This is a genomic window from Lentzea fradiae (assembly GCF_900100955.1).
Taxonomy (GTDB): domain Bacteria; phylum Actinomycetota; class Actinomycetes; order Mycobacteriales; family Pseudonocardiaceae; genus Lentzea; species Lentzea fradiae.
Genome location: NZ_FNCC01000008.1, coordinates 54,583 through 77,732, shown reverse-complemented (window position 1 = coordinate 77,732; position 23,150 = coordinate 54,583). Strand labels below are relative to the sequence as shown.

Genomic DNA, 23,150 nt, shown 5'->3' with positions numbered 1-23,150 from the left:
TGTCCTACTCTCATTGGGCACGCCCGTTGAGCACCACCGACGGCGTGCACGCGCCCTTGGGCTGCGGGTTCTGGCAGCTCACCCGGAACACGATCTTCTCGCCGGGCTGGATCCTCAGCGGTTCCTGGAAGTGCTCGTCGCGGTCCCGGAAGTTCCCGAGCCCGATCACCCTGATGACGCTGCGGGTCCCGTCCGCGTCCCGGACCAGCTGGGCGGTCCCGGTGTCGCCCTTCGCGTTCTCGAAGAAGATGTCCTTGACGAACAACGTCTTCTTGTCATCCGGCGGGGTGAACGTCACCTCGGTGAACGTGGCCGCGTTGGCAACGATCGCCGAGGTGGAGTCGATCCGGAACGTGAACGGGTCGCCCTCGGCCCCCGCGGGTTTCGGCAGGGTCGGGGTGGCCGACGTGTCACCCGGCGTGAGGCCGAGGGCCTCCAGCGCCTGACCTGCGTTCGCGGCGGCCTGCTGCGACTCGCTCTTCGCGGCACCGGCGGCACTCGCCGCCTCGTCGGCCTTCTCCTGGATCTGCTTGGCCTCCTGCTGCATCGCCTCGCGTGCGGCGGACTTCACCGCGGGGGCGAGCACCGTGAACCACAGCGCCGCCAAGGCGGCCGCGAGCAGCAGCAGGGCGGCCAGCAACGGCAGCAACCACTTCGGCAGCAGCTGGCGCTGGACCATCGTGCCCTGCGCGAGCAGCGGTTCGCCGTACTCCGGTGCCACCTCGACCTGGAACGGGTGGCGTTGCGGCTCACCGCGCAGGAACGTCTTGCGGGGCCTGGCCCGCAGCCGCACGAACGTGGTGCTGCCCGGCGGGAGCACGACCTCCGTGCGGTCCAGCCGGAGGTCCAGGTCGTCCTCGGGGTCGACGGCCCGCAGCCGCAGCATCGCGGGCGCGTTGCCGACGTTGTCGACGGCGACCTCGAACTTGGCCGAGCGGGAGCCCTCCGCCTTGGCGGGCACCAGTTCCGCGGCCACGTCGGTGAACGCGCCGACGGTGACGACGCCCTCCTCGACCACCGAGCCGTGCGGGTCCTCTCGGGAGATGACGCGGACGCCGAACGGCACCGCGCCGGCGTGGACGTACGACTCGCGCGGCGGTGCGAACCGGATCAGCACGGGCGCGGACTCACCGGGGTTCAGGTTCACCACGGGCGGTTCGGCGTGGCTCCACGGCGCGGCGTCGCCGACGACGTCGACGGTGAACTGGTCCACCAGCTCGCCCGCGTTGCGCACCACGACCTGGCAGGTGATGTCCCCGCCCGGCACGACCGACAGGTCCGAAGCGGACAGCGTCGCGGTTGCTCCCATGTCTCCGAGTCTCCTCGTTCTGCTGCCGGGAGGCAGCGGCGGTGAAGGCGTGGCCGGGTGCGCCCGGCGCTGCCCGTCCGGGCAGGCGCCGGCTCACCCCCGTTCGACGAAGTCCAGCGGCTGCACGGTGTTCGGCACCGCGAGGAAGTCGCCGGAGCGGACCTCGCCGAACCTCGTGCCCTCCGCGGAGGTGGCCGTGGCCTGTCTGACCCCTTCGATGTCGTTGTGGAAGACCAGCATCTGCGTGGTGAACGTGCCGTCCGCGGTGGTCAGCTCGCCCGGTGTCTCGGCGATGCCGGGACTCCAGTCGAGCCGGACCTTCGCGCCGGGCGGGAAGTCCTTGCCCTGCACGGAGACCACGCCACCGAGCGGTCCTGCCTGCTGGTCGAGCGTCAGCACGGGCTGCCGCACCACGACCCGCGTGGCGGACACGTTGTCGAGCGAGTCCTCGTCCGGCCCGGTGGCGACGACGACCGCGACCAGCTCTCGGTCGACGGCCTCGGTCGCCGGGATGCGCAGCTCCACCTCGGCGCCGGCGTCGGGGCCGAGCGTGCCGACCGGGCAGTCGGGCAGGCAGCCGAAGCCGGACGCGATCACCCGCACGTCGGTGAGCGTCGAGCCGGAGCTGTTGAACAGCGCGAACTTCACCACCACGTCCTCACCGCCGACGTAGGCGGGCTGCGGGGCCGCGGTCACCTTCAGCGACAGCGACCCGGTGCGCTCCAGCACCGTCACGGTCGTGGCCGACGTGATCGCGCCGACCGCGGCGGTCACCACGTGCTCCCCCGCCGTGACGCCGGTGGCCTCGCCGCTGACGACCCGCTGCTGCCCCGGCGGGATCGGACCGAGGTCGGCTCCCCGCGGCCCGCCCGTGAGGCCCGGCGGCAGGGTCACGGTGAGCACGGCGGGCGCGGTGGCGAAGCCGGTGTTCGCCACGGTGACCTCGATCGTGGTCTCGCCGTTGAACGGGATCTCCCGCGGTGTCGCGGTGGTGGTCACCGTGAGCCGCGGCAACCGTTGCACGGTGGGCTGGGCGGCGTCCCTGGTGAGCAGTCTCGGGGCGGCGTCACCCCGCACCGTCCACAGCTCGGGCGGCGCCTCGACGTGCGATGACTCGAACACGATGCCGCTGCCGTCAGGTACCCACACCGGGTTCCGCGGGCGGATGACCTCGTCGTCGCCCTGTACCAGGACGCGGGTGAGGGTGCCGTCGGAACTGACCTCGCACACGCGGCCGTCCTGCGTGACGGCGAGATGCCTGCCGTCCGGCGCCCACGCCGGGTCCCTGGTGTCGATGAGCGCCAGCACCGCGGCCCTGGCGAAGGAGGGCACCGAGGAGACGCCGCAGGGCCCCTCGAAGCGCGGGGTCAGGTTGACCTGGTTCCGGCCGTCCGGGGTGACGAGCCAGATCTGGGCCACTCCGTCGGACTCCGCGGTGATCGTGACGACGGCCGTGTCGGTGCCGGTGTTGCCCGCCTCGTCCGTCGCCGTGCACGTCACCGTCGTGACGCCGATGGGGAACGTGGTGCCGGACGGTGGTGTGCAGGTGGGGGTGAGCGGCTGGTTCTGACCGTCCGTGGCGGTCGCCTTGTAGGTGATGTTCGTGCCGTTGCCGTCACGGGCGCCGCTCGTGACGTCGTCGATGCGCACCAACGGCCGTGTCCGGTCGGCGACCTGGATCTCCACGTCCTGGACGTAACCGGAACGGGCGCTTTGCTCGTTGTTCAAACGGAACTCGACGGTGCACCGCACAGTGCTGCCGGGCACGGCGTTCGCGGAAACCTCGAACCGCTCGGTGAACCGGGCGTCCTCGCCACCGCGGACGACCGCCTCCGCGGGGTCGAAGGTGAGGCCGAGCCCGCCGTCGCAGCGGGGCACGGGGGTGACCTTCACGTCGAGGTCCCTGATGCCGTCGAGGATCGCGGTGCTGATCTCGCCCGGCCGGTTCTCGTCGTAGGTCTTGAGCGAGCCGTTGGTGGCCGCCACGAACCGGGTGGCCTGGCCGAACTGGTCCAGCCCTCCGCTGTCGATGCCGACGAACCGGATGTTGGCGGCCCGCAGCGCCGCGATGGCGTTCGTGACCGTGTCCGTGCCGCCGGGCATGAGGCCCTCCGCCGTGCCCTCGTCACCGATGACCACGACGACGCGGCTCGAGTCGGGCCGGAAACCGAAGGCGCCCGTGGCGGTCTGCATCAGCGCGTGCGCCCAGACCTCCGTGGAGTTCTCGTCGACGATGATGTTCACCCGGTCCTGCCAGTCCCCGACGTCCTCGGTGAGCGGCACGTGCACGGTGAAGGTCCTGCCCTCGTTCTCCGGCCCGGCGTAGGAGCCGATGCCGAACCTCGTGTCGGGCTGCTGGGCGCGGACCTCGGCGATGATGTCGTCCAAGGTCCGCTTGACGCTGTCGAGCTCCTGGCTCATCGACCCGCTGATGTCGATGAGGACCACGACGTCCGGCTTCGGCGGGACGCGGGGCGTCCGGACGAACTGCTCGACGTCGAACGTGCCCGCGACCCGCTCCGGCCGGTCGGTCCTCGGTTCGGTGATCTGCGGTGTGTCCACGTAGCTCGTCTCGGCCCTGCGCGTGATCGCGATGGTCGCGCCGTCCGGTGACCAGTCCGGCTGGGTGTCCTCGGCGACGAGGTACTCCGGGACGGGGATCTCCCCGGTCCGCACACCGTCGGCGACGCGGTAGACCTGCACGACCGGTGTGCTGCCCTCGCCATCGGGCATCCAGGTGACCAGGGCGATCTGCGTGCCGTCCGGCGACCAGGCCGGCTCGGTCTGCCGGAGCGTCTCGTCGTTGAGGCGCCGCGCACCGCTGCCGTTCGCGTCGGCGATCATCACCCGCCCCTCTTCGGAGTAGGCGATCCTGGTGCCGTCGAAGGAGAAAGCCGGGTCTCGCTGCTCGTCCTCGTCGTCGGTGAGGGCGGTGCGCGCGCTTCCGTTGCTGTCGACCGTGAAGACGTCCCCGTCGTCGACGAAGCCGATGTCGAACGGCTCGGTCGCCGGAGGCTGGGCGTGCGCCACCGGGACCGGCGCCACGAGCAGCGCCACCAGCAGCAGCGGGAGTGCGCGCACCGTCAGTCCACCTGCTTCTCGAACAGCTCGATCTCGCTGATCACCGTGTCGGTGCTCTCCGCCGACGGGTAGACGCCCGCGACGAGCACCTGGACCTGCCGGACGCCGTCGCCGTTCGCGATGGCGTGCTCCTGCTGGTCCGGCTGGTCGGTCAGGGTGACGTCGTGGGTCTTGCCGGTGTCGAACACCAGCGTGAGGCGCTGAGGCCGTTGTGTGCCCAGGAACTTCTTCGGGTCACCGCTGTAGACGATCATCCGCCGCAGGTCGGTGGCGTGGTCGAACTGGATCGTCAGAGCCGCCGTCTTCGGGTCGGTGGGGGCGGCCCAGAAGGTGCCCTTGTCGTTGTCCATCGCGAAGCTCGCGGGGTGGTCGGGCAGCTCCTGCGCGGCCGAGATGGAGCTCTGCCGCACGGGCACCCATTCCTCGACGAACAGGGCGGCGACGGAGTCCTTGGCCGAGACGACCTGGTGGTTCACGGAGGAGCGGAACGGTTCGGAGAACGCGTACAGCCCGCCGAACAGCAGCAGCAGGACGGCCAGGGTCCAGCGCACGGCCTTGCCGACCCCCTGCCGGATTCTCCTGGCCCGGCGCGGGCGGCTGCCGTGCTCGCGGAGCTTCGGGCCCTTGGCGGGCTGCCAGCGCTTCCACCACGGCTGCTCCTGCGTGACGGCGTCCTGCAACGAGTGGCCGCAGACACCGCAGAACCGCCGGGTGTCCGGGTTGCCGGAGCCGCACTGCCCGCAGATGAGGTCACCGGGCTGCGGCTCGCGCTTGAGCGTCTGTTGTGGACGGTGGTGTTGTTGTTGCTGCGGTTGTGCCGCGTCCGGGCGGACCGCCCCGGTCGGGACCGGCGCACCGGTCCACTCCAGGAAGTCGCCGCAGTTGCCGCAGAACTCCGAGTTCCGCGCGTTGTGCTCGCCGCAGGTCTGACAGACGATCATGGGGTCACCTCGATGGTCGTGGCGACGTGGGCGGGCACCATCCGGCGCACCGCCGCGGTGATCCGCGCCCTGTCGACGGAGTCCGGGTCCGCCACCCGGATCCGGATGCGCACGTGGGCGGGAGAGCTCCCCGGCAAGGGGCCGTGGGCCTGGGTGGAGACGGTGGTGCCACCGCTGTCGACGACCTCGGCGCTGCCCCCGGTGAGGAGCCGCAGGTGGTCCTCGATGCCCCTCTTCGTGCCGCGCGACCGGTGCAGGTGCACGGCGCTGGCGACGAGGTCGCGGCGTTGTCCGGCGGACCAGCTCTCGTCGAGGTCGAGCGCGACCCAGCCGGCGAGCCAGTCGACGAAGTCGTCGGGGGCGAGCCGCGGGTCGAGGTACGCGGAGAAGCAGTCGAGGACGGTGAAGACGGGCGCCAGGACCTCGTCGAGGGCACGGGTGAAGCGCTGGGTGAAGTCGTCGTCGGTGTACACGGCGGGCATGCGTTCGCCCAGCGGGTGCGGGGAGTGCAGGTCTTCGACGGCACTGCGCATGTCAGCTCCTCGCCACCCGCACCTGGTGCGCGTAGGAGAACGCGAGCCCGTTCACCGGCAGGTCGACCCGTTGCACCGACTGGCCGCGCTCCCCCGTCGCCAGGTTCGCCGCGAACAGCTTCACGTCCTCCACCAGCTCCACCCCCGGAATCCGTTGCAGCACCGCGTACACCTCGCCCGAGTGCACCGGCCTGCCGAACGGCCAGCCACCGCCGTCCGCACCGCCGCGGATCGGGTCCAGGTAGCCGGTCAGCGCGTCCATCGCCCGCGCGCGCACCGTCTCCGTCGGCGTGCCGGTGCGCGCCTTCAAAGCGGTCACCACCGTGACACCCTGGTAGAACGGCGGTTCCACGCTCACCCGCGCCCCGACGCACCGGCGTTCGTCGAGGTGCCGGGCGATCCGGTCGAGCGTCTCGCGGTCGACCTGGAACGCCGCGAAGTTCGGTTCCTCGTGCGCCGGGACCGCCGGGACGACGAGCACCCGCACGCCGTCCTCGCCGGGCGCGCACCGCACCCGTGCCACCTCCGGCGCGGCCTCCCTGGCGAGGACCTCGTAGTCCTCGGCCGTGACGGCGCGGTCGCGGGTCCGCAGCGACAGCGGCCCGCGCAGGGCGGCGTCCTCGACCGACTCCCCGGCGACGCCGCCGCGGCCGGGCTTGCGGTTCGTGACGCTGCTGACGAACGGCACCGGATCCCGTTGCACCGTCACGAGGTTGCGGGCCACGTTGCCCCTGGTGCCACCGCCGGTGCGGTACTCGGGCACCCGGATGGCCGCCGACTTCGCGGGCACCGCGCCGTAGTGACGCAGGCTGCCGTCCTGCCGCCGCACCGCCGGTCCGAAGATGATCTGACCCTCGGTGTTGTCCACCAGGAAGTGCCGGTCGCCGGGGCCCGACTCGGTGAACGACGGCACCTCGGTCCACGTCTCCCAGCCGTCGGTGGTCGCGACCTCGACGGTGATCGGCGCACCGGCGACGACCGGTGTCCTGGCGAGCGGGAACCGTTGCCCCGCCACGCCTTCCGAGACGCCGACGGTCTCGCCGCGCACCACGTCGGCGTGCACGGCCTCGGTGGTGCCGCCGATCGTGGCCGCCGTGACGTCGCGGATCCGTGGTGAGCGCTGGTAGAACGGCTGGTCCTGCCACAGCTCGACGGCACGGCAGCGCAGCCAGCCCGCGCGGTTGCGGCCCAGCACCGACGTCGTGTGGCCGGCCGGGACGTGCAGGACCACGTCACCCGCGGAGTTGAAGCCGCCGTTGGTGAAGCTGTCGACCTCGCAGGCGGTCCAGCCGTCGTCCGTCCACGCCTCCCACACCCACGGCGGGTCCGACGGGTTGATGCCGGAGCCCATCGGGTCGCAGTCGACCCTCAGCAGCACCGCGCAGCCCGGCACCGCGGCGGACAGGCCGAACAGCACGGCGTCGTCCTGCTGCGGCTGCTCGCTGAACGCGTGCGGCTCCTTCAGCGCCCTGAGGTCGTCCGTGCGGTCCACGGGCTGGCCCTGCGCGGTCGTCGTGGCCAGGTGGGCCAGCTCGCAGGGCACGATCGACAGCGGCCGGTCGACCGTGAACACCACCGGTTCCTCGACTCCCCTGCGCTGCGTCGCCACCTGGTGGCCGCGCGGCACCTCGACGGGAGCGGGCTGCGGCGCGGAAAGCCAGTAGGTGACGTCCACGCGTGCGGCGGTCGGGGCGAACAGCTCCACGCCGATCAGGTCGAGGAACTTCAGGTAGTGCAGCTTCGGCACGCGGTTGAGCCGGTACATCAGCTCGTCCACCATGTGCGCGAACGCCTCGATCAGCGTGACACCGGGGTCGGAGACGTTGTGGTCCGTCCACTCCGGACAGCGCTGCTGGACGCGGCGCTTGGCCTCGTCGACGAGCTGCTGGAACCGGCGGTCGTCCAGGTTCGGCAGGGGAAGCGGCATCACGCACCGTCCTCGTGCGGAGGGATGACGTAGAACGGGAAGACGAGGTTGCGCGGGTCGTTGGTGGTGCGCAGGGTGTAGCGGATGTCGATCAGCAGCGTGCCGTTGGCGACCTCCGCGAAGTCGACGACGACGTCGGTGAGGTCGATGCGGGGTTCCCAGCGCTCCAGCGACTGCCGCACCTCGTAGGCGATCTGCCCCGCGGTCGTGGAGTCGGCGGGGGCGAACACCAGGTCGTGGATCGCGCAGCCGAACTCGGGCCGCATCGGGCGTTCCCCCGGCGCGGTCGCGAGGATCAGCCGGATGCTCTCGACGATCTCGCGGTCGCCCTCGACGAGCGCCAGCGACCCCGTCGCGTCGGTGCGGACGGGGAAGCTCACGCCCCTGCCGATGAAGTCCACCTGTCACCCTCCGATCAGGACGGTCGGGCAGCCCGGCGGCAGGATCGCCGCGCCGCACGCGCTCAGGTCGCCGACCCGCGCGGCGGGCCTGCCCGCGATCAGCACCGTCGGGCAGCACGGCGGGATGATCGGTGTCGGCGGGTGCGGTGGAGGTGGCGGGAACGAGCACGTGTGCAGGTCCCCCGCCGTCACGGCCGGCTTGCCGCCGATCAGCACGGTCGGCACGCCGGGTCCCGTGACGACACCGGGATGTCCGGTCAGGTCGCCTGTTCTGGCCGCGGGTGGCATCGCGTTCCCCTCAGTTGATCCGCACGACGGCGCCCTTGACGGTGAGCGGGCCGGTCGCCGAGACCTCGCCCTGGCCCCTGGCCGCGATCTTGACCAGCGTGCCCTCCGCCGTGAGGTCGGTCTGCGCCTGCACCGACACCTTCTGGCCCTTGAGCTCCAGCGGGCCCGCGCCCGCGTCGACGGTGATGCCGTTGCGCGCCTTCACCGCGATGGACTTGCCGCTGGTGATCTCGATGGTCTGCGTCTTCTGGTCGAGCCGGACGAGGAACTTCCCGTCCCCGCTGGAGATCAGGATCCCCTCGTCCTCGACGAGCTCGACCCGGTGACCCTTGCGGCTCACGAACCCGCGTGCCGCGATCTCGCCGCTGGCCTCGTCGACCGCGGGCTTGCCGAGCCGCGGCGGCTTGTCCTTGCCGTTGTGGAGGCCGCCCAGCACGTACGGCGCGTCGAAGTCGCCGTGCTCGAACCCCACCAGCACCTCGTCGCCGACCTCCGGCAGGACCACCGTGCCGCGGTTCGCCCCCGCGCCCATCTGCACCGTGCGGGCCCAGGTGCTCGTGAGCTCCTTCGACAGCCACGGGAACTGCACCTGCACGCGGCCCAGTTTCAGCGGGTCCTTGGCGTTGGTGACGATAGCGGGCACGAGTCCGTTGAGCGGCTTGTCCTTCGCGCTGTGCACGAGCCCGTAGAGCGAGCGCTCCTGCTTGCCGGAGACGGTGAACTCCGTGGTGTAGCCGGTGTGTTCGGCGAACAGGTGCCGTGTGCTGGTGAGCGTGTACTTGCCCTGGAACGGCTCGCCGACGTTCGTCAACGCGACCGCCGTGCCTGCCTTGAGCTCCGGGTTGCCCCGCGCCACCCCCGTCAGCTCCGCGCAGGCCCCGCCGAGCTGCGCCGCGAGCGCCTCCGCCGCCGCCTTCACCTCGCCCTGCGTGCGGTAGGCCAGACCGGCTTCGAGGTGCGGCGGCGCCCCGAACTTGTTCGCCAGCGCCGCGGGGTCCGCCTGGGCGACCTCCGTTCCGGCGGTGGTCGGGGTGGCGGTGGCGACGACCTCCTGCTTGCTCTCGAAGTCCCAGCCCCTGACCTGTACCTCCGGCACCTGGCCCGCGGTCGTGATGCCGGCCCGCAGCGCGACGAGCGAGCTGTGCAGCTCCAGCACGAGCGGGTTCGCCTTCGCCTTGGCGCCCGCCCGCGGCGCCGAGGCGGGCGGCTTGGGCAGCGTGAAGTCGAGCTTGCCGTCCCGCACCGCGATCTGCGCGCCGACGATGCGTGCCAGGCGGCTCAGGAACTCCCAGTCGCTCAGGTTGTCCTGGCTCAGCTGGGTGTCCGGCCGCCCGCCGAACCCCGGCACGGCGTCGACCTTGCCCAGCGCGATGCCCGCGCGCTGGACGACCTTGCGGACGACGTCGGCGATGGTCATGTTCGGGTACACCGCGACCCGCTTGCCGCGGAACAGCCGGTGCGCCTGGTCGTAGCCGCGCACCTCGGTGAAGGTGCCGTGCGCGTCCAGCTCGACGCCGACGGCCGTGACCTCCCCGCTCATCAACGGCTTCGGCCCGCCGGGGTCCGCCGTCTGCACCTTGAGCGAGGCCGCGGCGCCGATCTTGAAGCCCGCCTTGGCGAGCACGACGTGGCCGGGGTCGCGGAAGCGCAGCACGAACATGTCGGGCAGGTTCCTGCTGTCGTCGACGTAGGCGTAGGTGAGCAGCGGCTTGACGTCCGCGGGCAACGGTTTGCCGTCGACCTCGACGACGAGCGTGTTGGCGAAGCTCTCGTTAGCCATGCTGGATCTCCTCCAACGCCGGGACGAGGACGGTCGTGCCCGGCCGCAGCCGCATCGGGTCGTCGATGTCGTTCGCCTCGGCGATGTGCCGCCACAGCTCCGGGTTGCCGTAGACCCGGTACGCGAGGCCCTGCAGGCTGTCGCCCGCCGTGAGCAGGTGCGCGTCCCGCGCCGCCAGCGCCCCGCTCGTCGGGTTCTGCCCTCCCGGCTCGCCGCTGACCTCTTCGAGGTTCACCGTGCAGAGCGCCCTGACCGGCATGCCGCCGGGCGTGAAGAGCGTGTACTTGGCCGTGACGCTGGAGACGAAGCTCGGGAAGCCCGTCGTGGTGCCCCACTTGAAGATGACCCACGGCGGGCTGCCCTTGCCGTTCTGGCGCGACTCCTTCGTGGGCACGGTGAGGTTGAAGAGCTGCTCGACCTTCTTGATGGTCGCGTCGCCCATCGTGTCGGTGGAGTCGAGGAAGATCTCCAGCGCCAGCTTGGCCGGTTCGGCCCCCTTGAACTCCGGCACGCCCGCCTTCGCCGCGTTGGGCTGCGTCTCCCGCTGCCAGCTGGCGTTCTTGCCGAGCGTCAGCTCCTTGGGGTTGAACTGGAACCGGATCTCGTCGATCTGCGCGCCCGGCTTCTGCAACCCGCCCGGCTTCGGCGGCTCGTGCACGGTGAGGGTCGCGTGCTCCATCTTCTTGGACGTCGTCGTCGAGCCCGCGCTCGTGAACGTGACGGTCATCGCGCGTCCAGGAAGCCGTGGTGCGCCAGCTCCAGCGTCTCGACCGCGACCTTGACCTGGTCGGCGCTGAGCTGCGGCCCCGTCCACCGCACGGGCACGACCTCCGCCAGCGACCAGCTCGCGATCACCTTGCCCTCCAGCGTCCTGGCCTCGATGACGGCCGTGCGCCGCCGGACGCCGGAGGCCATGCCCGCGATCCAGCTGGTGATCTTCTGGCTGTCCCTGGTGACCGGCCTGCTCAGCTTCACGTTGGGGTACTTGACGCGGGTGGGCAGCTGCCACACCATCCCGTTGTTGCCCCCCTCCTCGCGCTGCTCGATGACGAACTCGCAGCCGAGCCCCTCGCAGCTGTTGAAGGCCCCCAGGTCGTCCTTGTCGACGGACACGCTGAAGCAGACGGCGACGGCTTCCTCTGGTGCGGTCATGGCCTGTCCTCACAGATCGGTGAGCGCCCCGCGGCGCTCACGGTCGAGCCACAGATCGGCCTTGAGCCGGCGCAGCAGGGGGTCGTAGAGCTTTCGGAGCAGCTCGTCGGCGTTCTGGCCCTGGACCGGCGGCGGCGCCGAGACCTCGGGTGCCGCCGCCTCGACCCGCTGCACGACCTCCTGCCGCACAACGGGTTCCGGCACGCTCCGCACCACCTCCTCGACCCGCGCGACCACCGGCTCCGCCGCGGGAGCCGGGACGGGCCGGGGTGGTTCGACGAGGCTGAGGACCGGCGGGGCGCTGTGGGCCGTCGGCCGTGCGATGTGGTGCACCGGTTGTGCGACGTGGTTCGTCGCGTGCTCGGGTGTCCGCTGCACCTGAGGTGCGCCCCGCACCGGTTCCGCGGTCCGCTGCACCAGTGGCGCCGACGCTCCCGTGAGCGGCGCCAGCTGCTCCGGTTCCGCACTCCGCTGGATGACGTGGACGGGCTCGCCCGCGGGCTCCGTTTTCGCACTTCCCGCAGCCTCCGCCGGTTCGGCGGCGGACCGCACCGGCAGGAGCGGGGCGTTCTCGCCGACGAGCCCGGTCGTCCGCTGCACCACCGGCGGCTCCGCCTGACGTTGCACCACCGGCGGCTCCGCCTGACGTTGCACGGCCGGAGGAGCGGCCTGCGGTGAGACCGGCTGCACCATCGGCTCCGCCGCACCGACGAGCGGCACCACCGGCAGGTCGACCTCCACCTCCCGTTGCACACCAGGCGGCTCGGCAGGTTCGTCAACGCGTTGCACGACAGGCACACCAGGCGTCAGGGATGCCGGAGGTCCGGCTTTGGCGGGTTCCGCCGCGCGCTGCGCCAGCACGGGCGAGATCGGCTCACCCAAGCCGAGCCTGCGGGGCCGCGTCACCACCGGAGGCGGCTCACTCGCCACAGACCGCTGCACCGGCGTCGCCTCCGGCAGCGCGGACCCGCCGACCAGCGGCGCATCCGCCGACGGAGGTGCCGGCTCCGGGCTCGACGGTTCCGGCGCGGGCAGGGGCTGCGGCATCTCCGGCGCCGCGACCTGCTCGGCCACTTCCCGGAGCGGGGGCGGCGGCGAAACCCGCGGAGGGGTCACGACCGGCATGGCCGGGTCCGACGCCGACCGCTGGACCGCCGGTGGCCCCGGCACCGCCTTCTGCGCCGCGGGACTCGGCCCCGCAGGACTCAACGGCACAGGACTTGGGGACGCAACGCTTGGGGGCACAAGGCTTGGGGACGCAGGACTCGTCGGTGCAGAACTCGACGGTGCAAGGCTTGGCGGTGCAAGGCTTGGCGGCGCAGGACTTGGTGGCGGGTTGGGCACAACCGCCCTCGACACCACCGGGTTGGGAGGCATCGAACTCAAGGGTGCCGGACTCGGCGACACCAGCCTCGACACAACAGGGTTCGACGGCACCGCATTCAACGGAGCCGGATTCGCCGGAGCCGGGTTCGACGACACCGGATTCGACGGCGGTGGGCTCGGCGGCATCGGACTCGGCGGCGTCGGAGTCGGCACCGCAAGGTCCGGAGCCGTGGAATCCGGCGCCGCAGGACTCGGCAGGGCGGACCTCGACACCACCGGGCCCGGCACGTCCGGACCCGATGCCGCCGGCTTCGCCACCGCCGGTTTGGGCGGCATCGGGCTCTCCGCCCCAGAGCTTGGCGCGACCGCCTTCGACACCATCGGACCCGACACCGCTGCGCCTGGCACCACCGGATTCGGCACGACTTGCCCTTGCAGCGCAGGACCCGCCGACACCGCCCGCGACACCACCGGGTTCTGCACCACCGGGTTCTGCACCACCGGGTTCTGCACCACCGGGTTCTGCACCATCGGCTTCTGCACCATCGGCTTCTGCACTGCGGGACTCTGCACCCCAAGGCTCGGCGCGACCGCCCGCGACACCACCGGGCCCGGCACCTCTGGCCCCGACTCCACCGGCTTCGGCACCACCTGCCCCGGCATCGCGGGACTCGGCGGCATCGCGGGACTCGGCGGCATCGGACTCGGCACCGCAGGACTGCGCACCACAGGACTCGGCGCGACCGCCCTCGACACCACCGGCCCCGCCCCCGCTGGACCCGACACCACAGCACCCGGCGGCACAGGACCCGGCGGCACGGCGCTCGACACCGCAGAACTCGGTGCCACCGGCCCGGGTACCACCGGCTCAGGCGTCACCGTCTCAGCTACCCCCGGCTCAGGCACCACCGGCCCAGGTACCACCGGCGCCGCAGCCTCAGCCGCAGCACCAGCCCCCACCGAGGTGCCAGCCCCGGCCTCCACGGCACGGGACACCACCCCGCGCCCGAACTCCCCCCGCCCGAACCGCACCACCCGCGTCCCCTCCTCCCCGCCGGGTTCGGAGGCGGGAGCGGGCCTGGCCACGTCCTCGATGGACCCGGACGGCTCCGCAGGTCCCACCGCGTGTGCCAGCGGCGCGAGGAACGACGGGTTCTGCCAGGCGGCGAGCCGGGACGAGAAGCCCGACGGCGGGTTGGTCAGGGGGTGGGGGGCGACCACGCGTTGCAGAGGGGGCAGCGACCGCCAGTCGGCCCGTACCACGGGCAGTGGGGCGGTACGCCGGCGAAAGGGCCACAAGACGGTTCACCTCCACGGGCTGGGAGCGGGTGCGGACGACGCGGAGATCCGCGTGTTGATGCGGCCGATCTCCTCCGCGTAGCGCAGGCGTTCGGCGTGTTCGAGGTCCAGGATCGAGTCGAGCGACCAGTGGAAGTGGTAGGCGACGTACGCGACCTCCGAGTACAGCCGGTCGGGCGCGTACGTCAGGATTCCCCCAGGCGCCCACCCGCTATGTCCACCTCGAACCCGTGGCCGCAGGACGGGCAGGCGACCGGGGTGCGGGTGTGGCCCTCGCTGTTGATGCGGCGGTACATGTCCTGCAGGAACGCGAGGTCCGAGGCGAACAGGTTCTCGATGACCCCCGCGTGCACGTCCGTCACGGAGCCGATGCTCGTCACCACGCGGGCGAGCAGGACGACGGTCAGGTAGGCGGAGTTCTCGCGGACCCTGTCGTCCCGCAACGGGATCAGCTCGTCGCGGGCCGTCGCCAGGCGCATCACGCCGGAGCGGTGGACGGTGCCCGCGTCGTCGACGTAGCCGCGGGGGAGCTCGAAGGCGAACTCCGTCCGCATCTCCACGGCGGCCCGTCTCATTCGACCTCCATCTGCTCGTAGGTGACGACGAGCTTCTCCGTGAGGACGGAGGTGTCGCCGGCCTTCAGCGAGCCGATCTCCAGGGACTTGGGCCAGGCGTTCGTGAGCTTGTAGCGCTTGATGGGCTGGCCCTCGTAGTCGTAGACGATGATCGCCCCGCCCTTGCGCGCGTTGCCCATCTTGCCGAAGTGGGCGTCCTTCACCCACTTCTCGAAGGAGTTGTCGGACGTCAGGCCCCTGGTGAGGGTGACCTCGCCCGCTTTCGGGCGGCCGGGCAGCTTCTTCAGGACGTACTTGCCGTCGACCATGTTCTGCTTCAGCTCGATGACGTCCTGCTCCATCTTGAGGCCGGACACCTCGGAGATCTGCTTGATGGCGATGCCGTCGACCTCCAGCCCGAAGGAGTGGCCTACCGAGGTGTCGAGATCGGGGAGTGGCATGTCGATGAACCGCCTTTACTCGTTGACCAGACTGGTGCCGCCCTGCAGCTGGGCGAGCCGGAAGACGACGAACTCCGCGGGTTTCACCGGCGCGATGCCGATCTCGCACACGACCTGGCCGAGGTCGATGCCCTCCGCCGGGTTGGTCTCGCGGTCGCACTTGACGTAGAACGCCTCGTCGGGCGTGAGGCCGAACAGGGCGCCCTTGCGCCACTCCATCACCAGGAACGAGGCGATGGTCCGCCGGATGCGGGCCCACAGCGCGTCGTCGTTCGGCTCGAACACCACCCACTGGGTTCCGTCCAGGATGGACTCCTCCAGGTAGTTGAAGAGCCGCCGGACGTTCAGGTAGCGCCAGGCCGGGTCCGACGACAGCGTGCGGGCTCCCCACACGCGGATGCCGCGGCCGGTGAACGCACGGATGCAGTTGACGCCGATCGGGTTCAGCAGCTCCTGCTCGGCCCTGGTCAGCTGGGTCTGCAACGCCACGGCACCGCGCACCGGCTCGTTCGCCGGGGCCTTGTGCACGCCGCGGGTGGCGTCGGAGCGCGCCCAGACGCCCGCCATGTGGCCGGACGGCGGCACGAAGACGTTGTCCGAAGTGGACGGGTCGTAGACCTTGACCCACGGGTAGTACAGCGCCGCGTACTTCGAGTCGTAGCCCGCCTCGACCTGCGTCCAGTTCTTCACCTGCGCCGGCGTGAGGTCGGGCGGCGGGTCGAGGATCGCCATGCGGTCGCCCATGAGCTCGCAGTGCGCGATCATGGCGGCCTGCACGGTCTTCACGGCCTCCAGCGTCATCATCCCGCGCTGGTAGGAGCTCATCAGGTCCGGCACCGCGATCATGGTGACCTCGTCGATGGCCTCCAGGCCGCCGAAGCCGGTGCGGTCGGCGACGTCGCCCACGTAGTCGTCCGCGACGACCTTGCGCGGCACGGGCGGTGCGGGCGGGGTCTCGCGCAGGGCGGCCGTCACCTTGTCGGGACGGGTCAGCGCCGCGCCGGGGACCTCCTCGACCGTGATCAGCTTCGACGCCGTGTTCACGACGGTGACGACGTTCTCCTTGCCGCGCTTGGCGGTCACCTGGTGGGACTCGACGACCTTGCCGTTGTCCTTGACCAGCAACGTGAAGCGGTCCTCCTGCTGGTTCTCCCCCGCCGGGTCGCCGACCTCGACGGACAGGGTGCCCGCGCCCAGCTCGCGCGCGGTGACGCGGTAGCTGCCCAGCACGGCCGACGGACCGGCGGGCAGGGCGGGCGCGGTCCGGTCGCCGCCGACGCGGACGACGTAGCAGTTGGTGCCGCCGTTGAGGAAGTAGCCGTAGACGGCCAGCGGCAGGTAGCAGCCCTCGGCGAAGTCGCCGAACTTCTCGGAGTACTGCGCCCAGTTCGACACGAGGGTCGGGGTGTTGTACTCACCCTTGGCCGCGAACCCGACGAACGCGGCGACGGCGGTGCCCACGCCCTCGATCGGGCGGGCACCGGCCTCCACCTCCTCGACGTACACGCCCGGCGAGAGATAGGTGGGCATCGACGGCCTCCCAAGTCGTACGGAACCCTGTACGACCCATGCTCCGGCCGCGGCGGCGAAACCGGCACGGCCCGCCGACGGTGCTTCGGGGAGCCCGCGACTGCCCGAAAGGGCAGTCGCCCCAAGCGTTCCCCGGACAGCACGACGGCCTGTCGCCAGTGGATCGACGACAGGCCCTCCGGGACGGGCTCACTCGGCCGGGGCTTCTTCCTCCTCTTCGGACCGCTGAACGAACGTCTGCGCGGTCTCCTCCTCACCGGTCTCCTCCTCGCGCTGCACGGCCACGTCCGCGTGACCGGAGTGGTCGGCGCTGCGCTGCACGGGTGCGGCGGGCGCGGACATGACGCGGTCCGCGTTGGCCACGGCCTCGCGTTCGAACCGGTCGGACGGGTCGCTGACCTTCACGCCGCTGCCGTTGTCCGTGCCGTCGACGGGTCCGGACCGCTGCTGCACGACGTGCGTCAGCTCGTGCGCCAGCATGTGCTTGCCGTCGTCGGAGGACGGGTCGTACTTGTCGCGCTGGAACACGATGTTCGAGCCGACGGTGTAAGCCTGGGCGTTCACCGACTTCGCGGAGTCGTGCGCCTCGGAGCCGGTGTGCACCCGGACGTCGGAGAAGTCGTGCCCGAACCGGCTTTCCATGTCCTCCCGCACGTCCGCGTCGAGCGGTGAGCCGCCGCCGGACGAGACGACGTCGCCGACGCTCGCGTTGCCCACGGCTCTTTGCAGGCCGAGCACGCCCGAGGGACCGAGCACGTCGGTGCGCCCGGCGGCGGCGGCGCGGCCCAGCAGGCCGTTCTCCTCCTGCGGGAGCCGGTCGCCCTTCGGCCGCGCCGACTCCTCGTACTCGTGTTCGTGCCCGCGCATCGCGAAACCTTCTTTCCGGGTCATCCCACCAGTCGTTCGGTGGCCAGTTCGAAGTAGCGGCCGAACTCGCGCGGTCCGACCAGCCTGCCGAGCTTGCGGTACTCGCGGGCGACGGCGCCGATCAGCTCGACCATGCCGACGACGTGCCCGGCGGCGGCCGCGAGGTAGGCGGCCGTCACCGCCGCCGAGCGGATGTGCCCGCCGGCCAGCTCGAACGACTCCGCGAGGAAGTCGAGGTCCACGTCGGACGAGCGCGGCACGCAGGAGCCGAGGCAGCGGTCCCACAGGCCGCGTCGCAGGTCCGCGTCCGGCAGCGGGAAGTCCACGATCACGTCGAGGCGGCGGGTGAAGGCGTCGTCGAGGTTCGCGCGCAGGTTCGTGGCCAGCACCGCGATGCCGTCGAAGGACTCCATGCGCTGCAACAGGTACGCGCTCTCGATGTTGGCGTACCGGTCGTGCGCGTCGCGGACCTCCGACCGCTTGCCGAAGATCGCGTCGGCCTCGTCGAACAGCAGCACGCCGTTCACGCCCGCCGCCTCGACGAAGATCCGTTCGAGGTTCTTCTCCGTCTCGCCGACGTACTTGTCCACCACGGTCGCGAGGTTGACCGTGTAGAGGTCGAGGCCCAGCGACGCGGCGATCACCTCGGCGGACATCGTCTTGCCCGTCCCCGAGTCACCGGCGAACAACGCCGTCACGCCGCGGCCCCGGCCACCGCCGGGACGCATCCGCCACTCGTCGATCACCCGGTCGCGGTGCTTCGCCCTGGCCGCGAGCTCCTGCAACAACGCGGTGATCTGCACCGGCAGCACGAGGTCCTGCCACGTCACCGCGGGTTCGATGCGCCGCGCCAGCCGTTGCAGGCCGCCCGCGTTCTGGCTGCGCGCGCCCGCCCGCAGGTGCGTGACGCCGACCTTCCCGTCGTCGGCCAGCGCCGAGACCGCCGCGGCGCTCGCCGCCCTGCTGATCTGGGTCGGCCCGAGCACGAAGTGCGCGGTCACCTCGGCCGGGTCGGTGCCGGAGGCGAGCTTGCCGTCGAGCTCCGTGCGCCACAACGCCACCCGCACGTCGAACGGCACCTGCACCGCGTCGTGCTGCAGCGGCGGCGTGCGGGTCCAGCGCGGCTCCCACGCCCCGGACCCGTACGCGATCACCGGGATCTCGTCGTGCAGCAACTTCTCCAGCGTGAACTGGGCGTCGATCGGCCCGACGACGATCCCCGCTCCCCTGAGCAGCGCCTCGCGCGTGACCGCCAGCGGGTCGGTCATCCGGCCGGCCTCGACGAGCAGCGCGGGGAACCCCGCTCGCGCCAGTGCCGCCGCGGCCAGCTCCGCCGCACCGCCGCCGGGGTGCTCGCGCAGGTAGACGAGCCGCACGCCGCGGTCGATGCCGCGGGCCAGCCGGTCGTCGCCCGGCATCCGCACGGGGTCGCGGGGCAGCGTCACGAAGTCGGTGAGCAGCGGGTCGGGCCGGTCGTCGCCCAGCAGGTGCGCGCCGACCCGGTCCGGCACCCGCAACGCGCGGGAGAGCAGCGGCCGTTCGGAGTCCTCCACGGTCACGAGCCCGCACCGGACCAGCGGGCTGCCGGGGTCGAGCCGCGACCTGCCCCCCGGGGACGCCTCCGGCAGCCCGCACAGCCGCAGCGCCAGCCCGATGGTGGCCCTGCGCCGCGTGACGTCGTCGTTGAGGTAGCCGTAGAACTGCTCGAACCTGCTGTCGACGTCCGGTGCCAGCGCGACGAGCAGCAGCTCGACGTCCACTTCGGACAGTTGTGCCCGTGCGGCGAGGCGGCCGAGGCGGCCGTCCGCCGCGGTCTCGGTGAACGGCGCGAACGGCTCCCTCCCGCCGTCCAGCAACGCCTCGATGACCTCGTCCGACAGGTAGAGCCCGCGGAACGGGTCGTCGGGGTTCGGGTCCGTCGCCCTGCGCGCGGCCACGGCGACCCGGATGCGCCGCTCCAGCCCCGCCATCCGCTCGAAGATCATCGCGCCACCTTGCGCATCGACGCCCCCTCCGGGGAGACGTCGTGCCGCACGCGGTCCTCGCCGTTGCGCAGCTCCACGCCCTGGCTCGCCCGCGGCGCGGCGGTGTACCTCCGCCCGGACGACACCGGCGCCGACACCACGACGTCCAGCGACGGTTTCAGCTCACCGCCCAGCGCGCTCCACACGTCCGCGAACGCGCGGTCCTCCGGCGGCGGCAGCGCGACGGTCATCGGCACGGGCAGGGCCAGCTCGTCCAGCGACCCGGTGAGCAGCCCCGGCGGCACGGCGTCGTAGCCGAGGAACCCGATGAGCAGGTCGGAGAGCAGGCGGTGCTCGTCCTCCGGCCGCTGTGTCCACGCGGTGACGAGGTACGACAGCTTCATGTGGCGCGGCGGCAGGTGCCGGGCCGCGACCTGCCCCCGCGCGTCGTACTCGTTGAGCAGGCCGCGCTGGCGGCGCTTCATATCCTCGCGGATGTCGTAGAGGTAGATGTTGACCGTGGGCGCGTTGCGCCGCGCCGCCCAGTCCTTGGTCGGCGCGTCGAACGCGACCTCCAGGTCCGAACCGCGCAGCGCCTCGTCGCGGACCAGGCGACGCAAAGCCTCGTCAACCTCGTGGATCACGCCGTCCACGATGGTCCGCCTCCGCCGTCCCCAACCATCGGCGCACCGACGTCCCGACGGACACCATTGCCTGCCCCAACGGGCAGCCGCGCCACCCGAAAGGCAGGATCAGGCAAGAGCACGACAGCATCGATCTGTCATCACCCCTGCTCAGGTCTGTCTACTTGAGCCAACGCCAGAACGGCAGCCCACACAGGAGGCAGGAAAAGATGAGTGTCGAGCACGGGTTCCACGCCACCATGACCGCGCGACCGGGCAAGGGCGACGAGGTCGTCGAGCTGCTGCTCAACGCCCCATCGCTGCCGAACGACGACTGCGTCGTCTTCCTGGTCGGCCGCTCGGCGAGCGACAGGGACGTGGTGCACGTGACCGAGGGCTGGACGACGGCGGAGGCGCACGGGAAGTTCTTCCGGAGCGAGGAGTCGCAGGCGTTCGTCGCCCGGCTCCAGCCGCTGATCGCCGGTGACGCCACGTACACCGACCAGCTGCCCGTCGGCGGCAAGGCGGCGTTCTGATGGCCCGCCCCGCTTTCGACCCCGAACTGGGTGCGCTGCTCGCGGAGATGCCGTTGTTCACCGAGCTGACTCCCGAGCTGCTGCACCAGATCCGGCAAATGCCGCCGACGCCGTTCAAGACCACCGCCGAACGGCAGGACGTCGATCTCGGCGAGATCTCTTTGACCGTCTTTCGCCCCAAGGACCTCGACGGGCCCGCGCCGTGCGTCTACTGGATCCACGGCGGCGGGATGGTGATGGGCGACCGCTTCTCGCAGATCGAGATTCCGTTGGAGTGGCTGGAGGAGCTCGGCGTCGTCGTGGTCACCGTCGAGCACCGGCTCGCACCGGAGGTGACCGGCACGACGCTGGTCGACGACTGCTACCGCGGTCTGGAGTGGACGGCCGCGAACGCGGAGGCGCTCGGCGTCGACCGGATCGTGGTGGCGGGCATCAGCGCCGGCGGCGGGCTCGCGGCCGGGGTCACGCTGAAGGCACGCGACCTGGGCGGGCCGGAGATCGCCGCCCAGGTGCTGCTCTGCCCGATGCTCGACCACCGCAACGCGACGACGTCGAGCAGGCAGTACTCCGGCGACCCCGGTGTGTGGACGCGGGAGATGAACGAGTTCGGCTGGCGGTCGGTGCTCGGCGACGCCACCGACGTTTCCCCTTACGTGTCACCGGCTCTGGCCGGGGACCTGTCCGGGCTGCCGCCCACGTACGTCGACACCGGGTCCGCGGAGGTGTTCCGGGACGAGGACGTCGACTACGCCACGCGGATCTGGGCGGCGGGCGGTGACGCCGAGCTGCACACCTGGGCGGGCGGTTTCCACGCGTTCGACGTGGCGTTCCCGGACGCCCGCGTCTCCGCGGCGGCACGGCGGACGCGCACGGAGTGGCTCGTCAGGAAGCTAGGCCGGTAGCGGCTTCATGCGGTCGGGCATGTGCGCCCGCAGCGCGTCGTGCAGGGCGCTCACCTCGTCGGCGCCGAGGTGCACGGACCCCGTCTCGCACGTCAGCTCCGCCGTCCCGGTGCGCTGGTCGGGCACGTACCTCAGCGACACGTCCGGCACCGAGCACGACTCGGCCCTGCGGATCGCGGCCAACAACTCCGACACCCGTTCGTACCCCAGCCGCGCGCTCGAACGCAGCGCGGCGGGGGGACGGACGAACAACCGGAGGCCCCCCGCGGATCGGCGAACTTCAACGCACGACAACACCGCTGCAACCTCCTAGCAACCTGCTACTGGGAGAGCCTAGTCAGGAGACCCCCGAACCAGTGTCAACTGTCACCCGTTCGGCGTCATTGGTAACAGGGCTTGTCCAAGGTGAAATCCTTCGCCGTCGGACCGGTGAAGAAGTCCTCCACCAGCGAAACTCCGGTCGGAGCGGCCTCGTCGGGCTGGTAGAGCAGCGTCTGGCGGAAAGCGGCTTCCTGGGGCGAAGCGGAGAAATTGCCTGCACCCGAAGGGAGCATCCCCTCGTAGTCCACAGAGGTGAGCTGACGCACCGCGGCGACCACCCCGGCACGCGTCAGATCCTTGTTCTCCGCGGCCTTCCGCAGCGCCGCCTTCAACGGGTAGGCCCACACCCAGCCCGCGGTGTAGCCGTCGTTGGGCGTCACGCCACTCAGGCCCGCGCGCATCGCCGTGTGGCCGACGGACTCGGTGTTCCACGCCTTCCAGGGCGCCGACTGCAGGTACAGCGCCTTGATGGCGGGCGCGGCGGGTGACTGCAGCAGGCCGGGGTTCCACGTCGGCGAGGTGCCGATGAACTTGCCCTGGTAGCCGCGGGCCGCGGTCTGACCGATGATCACGGCGGCGTCGGTCGGGCCGGTGGTGAGCACGACCAGGTCCGGCTTCTTGGACACCACGGCGTCGATCGCGCCGGCCTGGTTGTCCTGGCCGGTCTGCGTGGTCACGCTCTCGAACGACAGGCCGCGCTTCTCGGCCGCGATCTTGGCACCGGCCGCGGCGTCGTCGCCGTAGTCACCCGCGAGGTGCACGGCCATGACGGACTTCGCGCCGAGCTTGTCGGCGGCGTAGTCGACGGTGTTCATCGACTCGATGCAGTAGTTGGCGCCGGACTCCAGGATGACCTCTTCGAAGCCCCACAACGAGGTCCAGGACGCGGGCACCGACACGATGTTGCTGCTTTGCAGGTCCGGCAGGATCGCCACCGTGGTGGGCGAGCCGAGGGTCTGGGTGAGCGCGAGGATGTTGCCCTTGATCTCCTGGTAGACCTGGTTCTGGATCTGCGGGTTGTACTTGTTGTCCTTGACGTACTTCGTCACGTCGACCTCGTAGCCGCCGATGCCGCCCTGGTCGTTCACGCGCTTCCAGAATGCCTTCTGCGCGTCGGTGATCGGCACGGCGAGGGTCTTGAACGGGCCTTCGGTGAGGTCCGAGATGGTGCCCAGGTAGATGCAGCCCTTGGAGCTGTCCACCGGCTGCGGGCAGGGTTCCGCCGTCACGCCGAAGTCGACCTTGATGCCGCCCGCGCCCTCCTGGGGCGCCGCTGTGTCGCCGCCCCGGCACGACGCGAGTGCCAGCGCTGCCACGGCCACTGTCGCGAGTCTCTTACCAGACATGAAGATTCT

General features: G+C 71.3%; 23 protein-coding genes. 3 read left to right on the top strand and 20 right to left on the bottom strand.

The annotated features are described in order from the left end of the window. Positions 1-10: 10 nt before the first annotated feature. From BLT23_RS19835 to BLT23_RS19785, 11 genes are all read right to left on the bottom strand, one after another. Entirely contained in the window at positions 11-1,309 is a 1,299-nt protein-coding gene (locus BLT23_RS19835) for a COG1470 family protein (protein WP_090051297.1), read from the bottom strand. A 93-nt stretch (positions 1,310-1,402) separates the two neighbouring features. Beyond that, positions 1,403-4,390: a VWA domain-containing protein gene (locus BLT23_RS19830; protein ID WP_090051296.1), complete on the bottom strand. Its 2,988-nt coding sequence runs from the start codon at positions 4,388-4,390 to the stop codon at positions 1,403-1,405. Positions 4,391-4,392: 2 nt separating this feature from the next. Beyond that, positions 4,393-5,331 carry a zinc ribbon domain-containing protein gene (locus tag BLT23_RS19825; protein ID WP_090051295.1) on the bottom strand — a complete coding sequence of 313 codons (939 nt, stop codon included), beginning with the start codon at positions 5,329-5,331 and terminating at the stop codon, positions 4,393-4,395. Then, positions 5,328-5,864, bottom strand: a complete 537-nt coding sequence (locus BLT23_RS19820) for a phage tail protein (protein ID WP_090051294.1) — start codon at positions 5,862-5,864, stop codon at positions 5,328-5,330. The genes BLT23_RS19825 and BLT23_RS19820 overlap by 4 nt, the downstream gene beginning before the upstream one ends. Before the next feature lies 1 nt (position 5,865). After that, entirely contained in the window at positions 5,866-7,791 is a 1,926-nt protein-coding gene (locus BLT23_RS19815) for a putative baseplate assembly protein (protein ID WP_090051623.1), read from the bottom strand. Then, a complete protein-coding gene (locus BLT23_RS19810) occupies positions 7,791-8,192 on the bottom strand; it encodes a GPW/gp25 family protein (protein WP_090051293.1) in 402 nt (133 codons plus the stop codon). Before BLT23_RS19810 ends, BLT23_RS19815 begins: the two co-directional genes overlap by 1 nt. 3 nt (positions 8,193-8,195) lie before the next feature. Further along, on the bottom strand, positions 8,196-8,480 hold the full coding sequence (locus BLT23_RS19805; RefSeq protein WP_090051292.1) for a PAAR domain-containing protein: 285 nt from the start codon (positions 8,478-8,480) through the stop codon (positions 8,196-8,198). 10 nt (positions 8,481-8,490) lie between these two features. Beyond that, positions 8,491-10,260: a VgrG-related protein gene (locus BLT23_RS19800; protein ID WP_090051291.1), complete on the bottom strand. Its 1,770-nt coding sequence runs from the start codon at positions 10,258-10,260 to the stop codon at positions 8,491-8,493. Continuing rightward, positions 10,253-10,987, bottom strand: coding sequence for a CIS tube protein (locus BLT23_RS19795; protein WP_090051290.1), 735 nt, complete (start codon positions 10,985-10,987; stop codon positions 10,253-10,255). Before BLT23_RS19795 ends, BLT23_RS19800 begins: the two co-directional genes overlap by 8 nt. Beyond that, positions 10,984-11,412: a phage tail protein gene (locus BLT23_RS19790; protein WP_090051289.1), complete on the bottom strand. Its 429-nt coding sequence runs from the start codon at positions 11,410-11,412 to the stop codon at positions 10,984-10,986. The genes BLT23_RS19795 and BLT23_RS19790 overlap by 4 nt, the downstream gene beginning before the upstream one ends. Positions 11,413-11,421: 9 nt before the next feature. Next, positions 11,422-12,486, bottom strand: a complete 1,065-nt coding sequence (locus BLT23_RS19785; protein ID WP_090051288.1) for a hypothetical protein — start codon at positions 12,484-12,486, stop codon at positions 11,422-11,424. A 262-nt stretch (positions 12,487-12,748) separates the two neighbouring features. Between BLT23_RS19785 and BLT23_RS42065 the strand changes: the two genes are divergently transcribed. Further along, positions 12,749-14,119 (top strand): hypothetical protein, encoded by a 1,371-nt coding sequence (locus tag BLT23_RS42065; protein WP_090051287.1) that lies wholly within the window; start codon positions 12,749-12,751, stop codon positions 14,117-14,119. Here the strand turns inward: BLT23_RS42065 and BLT23_RS41695 are convergent. From BLT23_RS41695 to BLT23_RS19745, 7 genes are all read right to left on the bottom strand, one after another. After that, a complete protein-coding gene (locus BLT23_RS41695) occupies positions 14,044-14,226 on the bottom strand; it encodes a DUF6760 family protein (protein WP_090051622.1) in 183 nt (60 codons plus the stop codon). The genes BLT23_RS42065 and BLT23_RS41695 overlap by 76 nt on opposite strands. Further along, positions 14,223-14,612 carry a hypothetical protein gene (locus tag BLT23_RS19770; protein WP_090051286.1) on the bottom strand — a complete coding sequence of 130 codons (390 nt, stop codon included), beginning with the start codon at positions 14,610-14,612 and terminating at the stop codon, positions 14,223-14,225. Before BLT23_RS19770 ends, BLT23_RS41695 begins: the two co-directional genes overlap by 4 nt. Continuing rightward, positions 14,609-15,052, bottom strand: a complete 444-nt coding sequence (locus BLT23_RS19765) for a phage tail protein (RefSeq protein ID WP_090051285.1) — start codon at positions 15,050-15,052, stop codon at positions 14,609-14,611. The genes BLT23_RS19770 and BLT23_RS19765 overlap by 4 nt, the downstream gene beginning before the upstream one ends. 15 nt (positions 15,053-15,067) lie before the next feature. Continuing rightward, the gene (locus BLT23_RS19760; RefSeq protein WP_090051284.1) at positions 15,068-16,582 is read right to left on the bottom strand and encodes a phage tail sheath family protein; all 1,515 of its coding nucleotides are present in this window, start codon (positions 16,580-16,582) and stop codon (positions 15,068-15,070) included. A 189-nt stretch (positions 16,583-16,771) separates the two neighbouring features. Then, on the bottom strand, positions 16,772-17,449 hold the full coding sequence (locus BLT23_RS19755) for an eCIS core domain-containing protein (RefSeq protein WP_090051621.1): 678 nt from the start codon (positions 17,447-17,449) through the stop codon (positions 16,772-16,774). Positions 17,450-17,469: 20 nt separating this feature from the next. Next, entirely contained in the window at positions 17,470-19,434 is a 1,965-nt protein-coding gene (locus BLT23_RS19750; protein ID WP_090051283.1) for an ATP-binding protein, read from the bottom strand. Then, positions 19,431-20,057 (bottom strand): Pvc16 family protein, encoded by a 627-nt coding sequence (locus BLT23_RS19745; protein WP_090051620.1) that lies wholly within the window; start codon positions 20,055-20,057, stop codon positions 19,431-19,433. The genes BLT23_RS19750 and BLT23_RS19745 overlap by 4 nt, the downstream gene beginning before the upstream one ends. A 209-nt stretch (positions 20,058-20,266) precedes the next feature. On the opposite strand from BLT23_RS19745, the gene BLT23_RS19740 reads away from it, so the two are divergent. Both BLT23_RS19740 and BLT23_RS19735 read left to right on the top strand, forming a co-directional pair. Next, complete coding sequence (locus BLT23_RS19740) at positions 20,267-20,572, top strand: putative quinol monooxygenase (protein ID WP_090051282.1); 306 nt, start codon at positions 20,267-20,269, stop codon at positions 20,570-20,572. Beyond that, the gene (locus BLT23_RS19735; RefSeq protein ID WP_218133800.1) at positions 20,572-21,474 is read left to right on the top strand and encodes an alpha/beta hydrolase; all 903 of its coding nucleotides are present in this window, start codon (positions 20,572-20,574) and stop codon (positions 21,472-21,474) included. The genes BLT23_RS19740 and BLT23_RS19735 overlap by 1 nt, the downstream gene beginning before the upstream one ends. Here the strand turns inward: BLT23_RS19735 and BLT23_RS19730 are convergent. Together BLT23_RS19730 and BLT23_RS19725 are read right to left on the bottom strand one after the other, a co-directional pair. After that, positions 21,463-21,669, bottom strand: coding sequence for a hypothetical protein (locus tag BLT23_RS19730; protein ID WP_143035983.1), 207 nt, complete (start codon positions 21,667-21,669; stop codon positions 21,463-21,465). The two genes, BLT23_RS19735 and BLT23_RS19730, sit on opposite strands and share 12 nt — an antisense overlap. Positions 21,670-21,854: 185 nt before the next feature. Further along, entirely contained in the window at positions 21,855-23,141 is a 1,287-nt protein-coding gene (locus BLT23_RS19725) for an ABC transporter substrate-binding protein (RefSeq protein ID WP_090051280.1), read from the bottom strand. Positions 23,142-23,150 lie beyond the last annotated feature (9 nt).

Bases quoted from the DNA above. Each gene is read 5' to 3' on its own strand.
- BLT23_RS19835 (WP_090051297.1), bottom strand. From the start codon at position 1,309: ATGGGAGCAACCGCGACGCTGTCCGCTTCGGACCTGTCGGTCGTGCCG.
- BLT23_RS19825 (WP_090051295.1), bottom strand. From the start codon at position 5,331: ATGATCGTCTGTCAGACCTGCGGCGAGCACAACGCGCGGAACTCGGAG.
- BLT23_RS19820 (WP_090051294.1), bottom strand. From the start codon at position 5,864: ATGCGCAGTGCCGTCGAAGACCTGCACTCCCCGCACCCGCTGGGCGAA.
- BLT23_RS19815 (WP_090051623.1), bottom strand. From the start codon at position 7,791: ATGCCGCTTCCCCTGCCGAACCTGGACGACCGCCGGTTCCAGCAGCTC.
- BLT23_RS19805 (WP_090051292.1), bottom strand. From the start codon at position 8,480: ATGCCACCCGCGGCCAGAACAGGCGACCTGACCGGACATCCCGGTGTC.
- BLT23_RS19800 (WP_090051291.1), bottom strand. From the start codon at position 10,260: ATGGCTAACGAGAGCTTCGCCAACACGCTCGTCGTCGAGGTCGACGGC.
- BLT23_RS19795 (WP_090051290.1), bottom strand. From the start codon at position 10,987: ATGACCGTCACGTTCACGAGCGCGGGCTCGACGACGACGTCCAAGAAG.
- BLT23_RS19790 (WP_090051289.1), bottom strand. From the start codon at position 11,412: ATGACCGCACCAGAGGAAGCCGTCGCCGTCTGCTTCAGCGTGTCCGTC.
- BLT23_RS19770 (WP_090051286.1), bottom strand. From the start codon at position 14,612: ATGAGACGGGCCGCCGTGGAGATGCGGACGGAGTTCGCCTTCGAGCTC.
- BLT23_RS19765 (WP_090051285.1), bottom strand. From the start codon at position 15,052: ATGCCACTCCCCGATCTCGACACCTCGGTAGGCCACTCCTTCGGGCTG.
- BLT23_RS19760 (WP_090051284.1), bottom strand. From the start codon at position 16,582: ATGCCCACCTATCTCTCGCCGGGCGTGTACGTCGAGGAGGTGGAGGCC.
- BLT23_RS19755 (WP_090051621.1), bottom strand. From the start codon at position 17,449: ATGCGCGGGCACGAACACGAGTACGAGGAGTCGGCGCGGCCGAAGGGC.
- BLT23_RS19750 (WP_090051283.1), bottom strand. From the start codon at position 19,434: ATGATCTTCGAGCGGATGGCGGGGCTGGAGCGGCGCATCCGGGTCGCC.
- BLT23_RS19740 (WP_090051282.1), top strand. From the start codon at position 20,267: ATGAGTGTCGAGCACGGGTTCCACGCCACCATGACCGCGCGACCGGGC.
- BLT23_RS19735 (WP_218133800.1), top strand. From the start codon at position 20,572: ATGGCCCGCCCCGCTTTCGACCCCGAACTGGGTGCGCTGCTCGCGGAG.
- BLT23_RS19725 (WP_090051280.1), bottom strand. From the start codon at position 23,141: ATGTCTGGTAAGAGACTCGCGACAGTGGCCGTGGCAGCGCTGGCACTC.